Genomic DNA, 6514 nt, shown 5'->3' with positions numbered 1-6514 from the left:
GACGGAATACGTTTTTTTGCGTTAAATTCTGGAATCTACCGAGTTGTGTCACACTCTCTTTATGCCTTAATCTTTCTTAGGACGTGACAAGGATTCCCCACAGCAACCACGTGATCGGGAATATCTTTGGTCACCACGCTGCCAGCGCCAATGACCGAGCCTTCACCAATGGTGACGCCGGGGAGAATGATGACACCACCGCCAATCCAGCAACCGTGTTTGATGTGAACGGGCAGGGAGCGGGTTCTCACGAAATGCTGTTCAGGGTGGTCATCCCAGTTGCTGTTTAAGCGCTGCGAAAGCGGAACTGGATGGGTACCCGTATAAATTTGGACGTTTGGTGCAATCATGGTTTCGCCATCAATCCAGATTTCACCAGAGTCCATGAAAGAACAGTTCATGTTGATTGAAATTTTATCGCCTAAATGAATGTTGCGAGCGAAGTCACAGAGAAAAGGCGTACCCACAGTGACGTTCTTGCCGATACTGCCCAGCGATTGCTCTAAAAGCTGCCGGCGCTTGTCAGCTTGGTCATAAGGGGTTTGATTGTATGCCATCAAAAATTGATTTGCTTCATCCTTATATTGTTTAAATATCGGATCGTGAGCATCGTATAACTCACCATTTTGCTGTTTTTCCAATTCAGTTGTCATTATCATGCCATCTACCCATCATTACGTTAAATTTAGTAACCGTTTTCAGTTTAACACTGACTAAAACCGTTCTCAAATCCGGCAAAATAAAAAGCCCTCACAGAGAGGACTTGATTTACTTTTTGTTGGTTTTGTACTGATGATAATAATAAACGGGGATACCAATACCCGTTAGAATGAGACCTGTTACAGCTAGACCCGTTTGAGTCCAGATAGTGATGATCAGAATAAACAGGCCACCCAGAATGGCGATGATTGGAATCACGGGGTAACCAGGGACCCGGTATGGTCGGCGTAATTTAGGTTCGCGTTTTCTTAAAATAAATAGGGCGATGAACAGCAGGATATTGAAGATCCACATCACAAAGACCAGCATATCCGTCAGTGTGTCAAAGGAGCCCATAAACATCATGATGATGGCGATGCCCAGTTCAGCAAGCCCCGCGTAATAAGGGACGTAGGTCTTACGGGAAATTTTCCGTAACTGTTTGCTAAAGGGCAGTGAATCTTCAGTAGCCATGGCTAGTGGCACTCTCATCCCGGTTAAAGTATAGCCGTTGATAGCACCATACACGGAAACTAGGATCCCAATGGTGACCAGTTTGCCACCCATTGGACCAAAAATCATCTCAGCTGATTCAGAGGCGGTATTCAGGTTACCCGCAATTTGACTCACGGGCATACTCTTTAGAAAAACAAAGTTAATGGTAGCGTAAATCACGGTAATGAAGACTAGGCCTAACACGATTGCGCGAGGCAGGTCCTTTTCCGGATGCTTCATTTCACCAGCAACGTTACCAATACTGATCCAGCCGTCGTAAGCAAACATGGTGGCAAGCAGGCCACTGCTGAAAGCAGTCCAGAAGTTGAGGTGCGGACCAGCAGTGATTGGTACCAGTGAGACGGCAACATGAGCCTTTGAAAAGAGGCCAAAGATGGCAATAATGAAAATTGGAATCAGTTTAAAAATCAATGTGATCGATTGTAAGGCACCACCAACTCGCGCGCCTAAAAAGTTAACGAGCGTGATGCTTAATCCGCAGGCAATGGCTATGGGGAGATGCCAGATCAGCGGCAGGCTGAATAAATTCAAGACCTGGGTAGAAAAGATGATCGATAATGCTGCGATATTGGCTGGATAGTAAATCAGAATCAGTGCCCAACCCATTAAAAAGCCGGGCAGCTTACCATACGTGTATTCAATATACTTGATTGCACCACCGGTTCGTGGAATTGCTGCGGCTAATTCTGCCACGGTTAGTCCAGCACAAATGGTGAGCAGGCCGCCTAAAATCCAAGCGGCTAAGGTCATGCTGGCTGAGCCGGTGACTTCAACAACACTGGCAACTTTGAAGAAGACACCAGCACCAATAACGGTTCCCATCACGGTCGATAGGGCGGTAAATAAACCGATTTCGCGTTTTAATTTTGGTTCACTCAAAATAACTTCCGTCCTTCCCAATTCAATAGCAACCAATTATAGCAAAGAAAAACCCCGGTGACAACGCACCGGGGAAGGGTTTCACATTAGAAATTCATGATAATTATTAGTGAAAAATTATTAGTGGAAAAACATGTTAAGAATCATCACCATGCAGATCCCGACAACTGAGATGACCGTTTCAAGCACCGTCCAAATGGAGAGGGTTTGTTTAACTGTCAAATCGAAGTATTCTCTAAACATCCAGAAGCCAGCATCGTTAACATGTGAAGCGGCTAATGAACCAGCACCAATGGCAAGCACCATCAGAGCAGGGTCAACACCAGCGGCTGACATTAATGGTGCAACAATACCAGCAGCGGTCAAAGCAGCAACGGTTGCAGAACCTAAAGCAACACGGAGAACAACGGCGACTAACCAACCAAGAATCAGTGGACTGATACTTGAGTGAGTGAAGATTTTGGCAACTTCATTACCAACACCACCGTCAATCAGCACTTGCTTGAAAGCACCACCGCCACCAATAACTAATAGTAGCATAGCAATTGACTTAACGGCATTTTCAACGGTTTCCATGATGTCCTTGGTTGCCCGTTTACGAGCCCAGCCCATCGACCACATAGCAAACAGCAATGAAATCAGCATTGCGATGGCAGGGTCACCAATGAAGGCAACGATTTGATCCAGCATCGTTGGGTTCTTAGTCGGTGTAGTACCGCCATCAACAGTCATCTTGTAAATGGTCGTAATGGCCATTAAGATAACGGGGAATAGTGATGTCAAAACAGAAAGACCAAAGCTTGGTTCTTCGTCTGGTGCCATTTCTTTGACTTCACCTAATGAACTCAAGTTACCCTTTTGCTTAAAAGCGGAAGGAGCAAACTTTTCGGCCAACTTAGTGAATAGTGGGCCGGCAATGTAGGCGGCAGGAATGGCAACAATGATACCGAACAGCAAGACTTTACCATCGCTAGCACCCAAAGCTGCGGCAATGGCAGTTGGTGCTGGATGAGGTGGTAAGAAGCCGTGGGTAACGGACAAAGCAGCGGCCATTGGGATCCCAAGGTACAGAATTGGCACACCAGCTTCAACGGCAATCGCAAAGACGATAGGGACTAACAGAACCATCCCAACTTCGAAGAATAGCGCAATACCAATAATGAATGATGCGAGCATGATAGCTAATTGAAGTCGTTTCTTACCAAATTTATTAATTAAAGTCGTGGCAATTTTATGAGCACCACCGGCATCGGCAACTAACCGACCCAGCATGGCACCAAAACCAAAGACCAGTGATAATTCACCTAATTGACTGCCGATACCAGTTTCGATGCTGGCAGCAATCTTGGTCAGTGGCATACCAAGTAAAATAGCAGTTAAAACAGAAGTTAAAATCAACGAGACAAAGGTGTTCATTTTGAATTGAATAATCAAAACTAACAGGAATAAAATCCCGATAACTAACGCTAGTATTTCCATAGTTAGAAAACCCTTTCAGAAATCAGTTTTGTGAAGCGCCCCTCGTGACGCTTCACAGCAACGGACAATAAGAAACCCTTTTTGAAATTAAATGATGATACCCATAATGAATTAAAGATCGTTATCGGATGCCTTTTTCTTAGCATCTTGGCTACGTTGAAAATCAGCAATCGCTTTGTATTCCGTCTGTAATTGCCGACTTAAACGGATATAGATTGGGACCAGTGCCCGGTAAGCGTCGTAAGTTTCTGGGTTTGGATGGTGCACGTTGGTGACACCCACAAACTTCTTCACTTCGCTGAGGTCGTCGATCAACCCGAGACTGTACATTCCCAGTACAGCAGCTCCTAAGGCAGTTCCTTCAACACTTTCCGGGATGGTCACGTCTTGTTCAAAGATATCAGCTAACATCTGACGCCAGAGTGCTGAACGAGCAAAACCACCGGTGGCTTGAATGCTGACGGGTTTGCCGACAACTTCTTCCAGAGCAATCAGTACGGTGTAAAGGTTATAGACGATACCTTCAAGCGCAGCACGAACCATGTGGGCCCGAGTATGATTACGAGTTAATCCGAAGAAGGAACCACGGGCATTAGCATCCCAGATTGGGGCACGTTCACCACCGAGGAAGGGGTGGAAAATCAGGCCATCTGAACCAGCTGGAATTTTAGAAGCAATCTCAGTTAGTAGATCGTAACTATCAACCTTCATTTGTTCCGCGGTAATCTTTTCTGGTGCAAATAACTGGTCACGAACCCAACGGAAGACGATACCGCCGTTGTTAACTGGTCCGCCAACAACCCACTTGTTTGGTGCCAGGTAGTAACAGAATACCCGGCCTTTAGGGTCGATCTTTGGCTTGTCAGTGACTACCCGAACCGCGCCAGAAGTCCCAATGGTAACGGCAACAACACCAGGGTCGATGGCGTTAACACCAAGGTTAGCTAGGGGACCATCTGAAGCACCCATGACAAATGGCACGTTAGGGTCGATGCCAATCACTTTAGCGTAGTCTTCGTTCATGCCAGAAACGGTATCCGTGGTATCAACGAGTTCAGGTAATTTATCGCGGGTAACGCCAGCTAATTCAAGGGCTTGGTCGTCCCAATCCATCTTGAAGATGTTAAACATACCAGTGGCGTTAGCGATGGAGTAGTCTTCTTTTAAGACACCGAATAATTTATAGATGACGTATTCTTTAATCCCCACAAACCAGCGGGCTTTGTCAAATAAATCTTTGTGCTCGTTACGGAGCCAAATAAGTTTAGTAAAAGGAGTCATTGGGTGAATCGGTGTACCGGTTTTCTCGTAAATTTGTTTACCGACGCCGTTTTCGCGTAACTGATCTGCATACTTAACGGCACGATTGTCAGCCCAAGTAATGGCGCGAGTCATCGGCTTATGATGATCATCCAACAGGATCAAACTGTGCATAGCAGCTGAAAAAGACACACCCTTCAGCTCGCCTTCACTTAAGTTTGCCTTCCGCAAAACCGTGGTTAAACCGTCAACGATGGCGGCAAAAATCTCATCGGGATCTTCTTCAGCCATGTCCGGCACATCTTGATAAAGCGGATACAAATTGTTGGAGTAACCTTGTACTTTACCGACATTGTCAAACAGCACAGTTTTGACACTGGTTGTTCCTATATCAACACCGATCATATAGTCCATTTTTCTACGACTCCCTTTCTGATTTGAACTTGCAATGTGAGTGTAAATGACTTTTAAACCGTTTACAAGAATAAATATCTCAAATAAGTTTATTTGTGAAGCAACCTGTTCATTATATGAAAAAAGATTTCACAATTCAAGTGTTAAGCAGAAAATTATTTACAAATTAGTGAATAATCGCTAGAATACTTGGTATAATCTGAATCAAATGTCCGTACCAATTATTAATGCTGGGTGTTAAAATATGTTTGAAAGCTTTTAAACAGCAGTTTTAATTCGTATCATGTATAAAAAGTGTTATTTCAGTGATAACACGTCATTTACCTAGTCGGTTTCAGCGTAGGAGGAACTAATTTGGCACAATCAGCGATCAGCAGTATCAGGTCTTACTATCCCAATTTGAGCAAATTACACCAAAAAATTGCGGACTATATTTTTGCTCAGCCGCAAATGGTCAGTGATCTTACCATCAACGAGTTAGCGGAAAAAGTGGGCGTTTCAACGGCTTCAATTTCTCGTTTTGCGAAGGCTGTTGGTTATTCTAACTTCCGTGAATTCAGTCTCGATTTGGCTAATATGCCCTCAGACGTCAACCGTAGCAGCCTGTTTAAAAAAATCGATCCCGATGATACACCCAAAGAAATGACAGAAAAAACCTTTCAGGCCATGATCGACGCTTTAATTTCAACGCGGTCACTTCTGCATAATGATCAGTTGGAAACGATTTCAAACCATATTTTGAAATGTCATCAGCTGGCTTTCTTCGGGTTAGGAGGGTCTTCCGTAGCTGCGTTAGACGGTTATCATAAATTTTTAAGAACTTCTATTAATAGTGAATACTATCCTGATTTTGACGTGCAATTGATGCAGGCAGCCAAAATGGACGAAAACGACTGTGCCATTATGATTTCTCACTCTGGTGAAAACCAGCAGACACTAACTGTACTAAAGCAACTGCACAATAATCATGTGCCGGTGATCGCCATTACTAGTTACGGACGTTCTTCGTTGGCTCAAAAGGCGGATATGGTCATGCTTTCACTAGCTGATCAGATGTCGACAACTTCTGATAGCATGTATACGCTGATTGCTCAATTAGCCATGATCGACAGTCTGTTCACAATCGTTGCTGTTAAACTGTCAAACAAGACGGAAGCCGTGATGAGCCGAGTCAAAGAGGCCATTAATCAGACGAGAACTTAAACTATTGTCCCACGGGTCAGCAATCGTTGAACAGCATGGTAAAATAAAGGTACGATGAACAAGA

Annotated in this window: 5 protein-coding genes; 1 reads left to right on the top strand and 4 read right to left on the bottom strand. The window is 44.4% G+C overall.

Annotation, left to right across the window (positions count from 1 at the left end; all coding sequences use genetic code 11):
• Positions 1-59: 59 nt before the first annotated feature.
• The 4 genes from AC6H04_RS10455 to gntK form a co-directional block, all read right to left on the bottom strand.
• Positions 60-653, bottom strand: a complete 594-nt coding sequence (locus AC6H04_RS10455) for a sugar O-acetyltransferase (RefSeq protein ID WP_497571610.1) — start codon at positions 651-653, stop codon at positions 60-62.
• Positions 654-768: 115 nt separating this feature from the next.
• Entirely contained in the window at positions 769-2094 is a 1326-nt protein-coding gene (locus tag AC6H04_RS10450) for an APC family permease (protein WP_497571609.1), read from the bottom strand.
• A gap of 120 nt (positions 2095-2214) precedes the next feature.
• Positions 2215-3573, bottom strand: coding sequence for a gluconate:H+ symporter (locus AC6H04_RS10445; RefSeq protein ID WP_497571608.1), 1359 nt, complete (start codon positions 3571-3573; stop codon positions 2215-2217).
• Positions 3574-3684: 111 nt separating this feature from the next.
• Complete coding sequence (gntK, locus tag AC6H04_RS10440) at positions 3685-5247, bottom strand: gluconokinase (protein WP_497571607.1); 1563 nt, start codon at positions 5245-5247, stop codon at positions 3685-3687.
• Between the two features lie 354 nt (positions 5248-5601).
• Here gntK and AC6H04_RS10435 point away from each other — a divergent pair, with 354 nt between their 5' ends.
• The gene (locus AC6H04_RS10435; RefSeq protein ID WP_497571606.1) at positions 5602-6450 is read left to right on the top strand and encodes a MurR/RpiR family transcriptional regulator; all 849 of its coding nucleotides are present in this window, start codon (positions 5602-5604) and stop codon (positions 6448-6450) included.
• Positions 6451-6514 lie beyond the last annotated feature (64 nt).

Source organism: Secundilactobacillus sp. MJ173, from assembly GCF_059704265.1.
The sequence above is the reverse complement of the archived record's forward strand: the minus strand, read 5'-3'. Positions and strand labels throughout refer to the sequence as shown.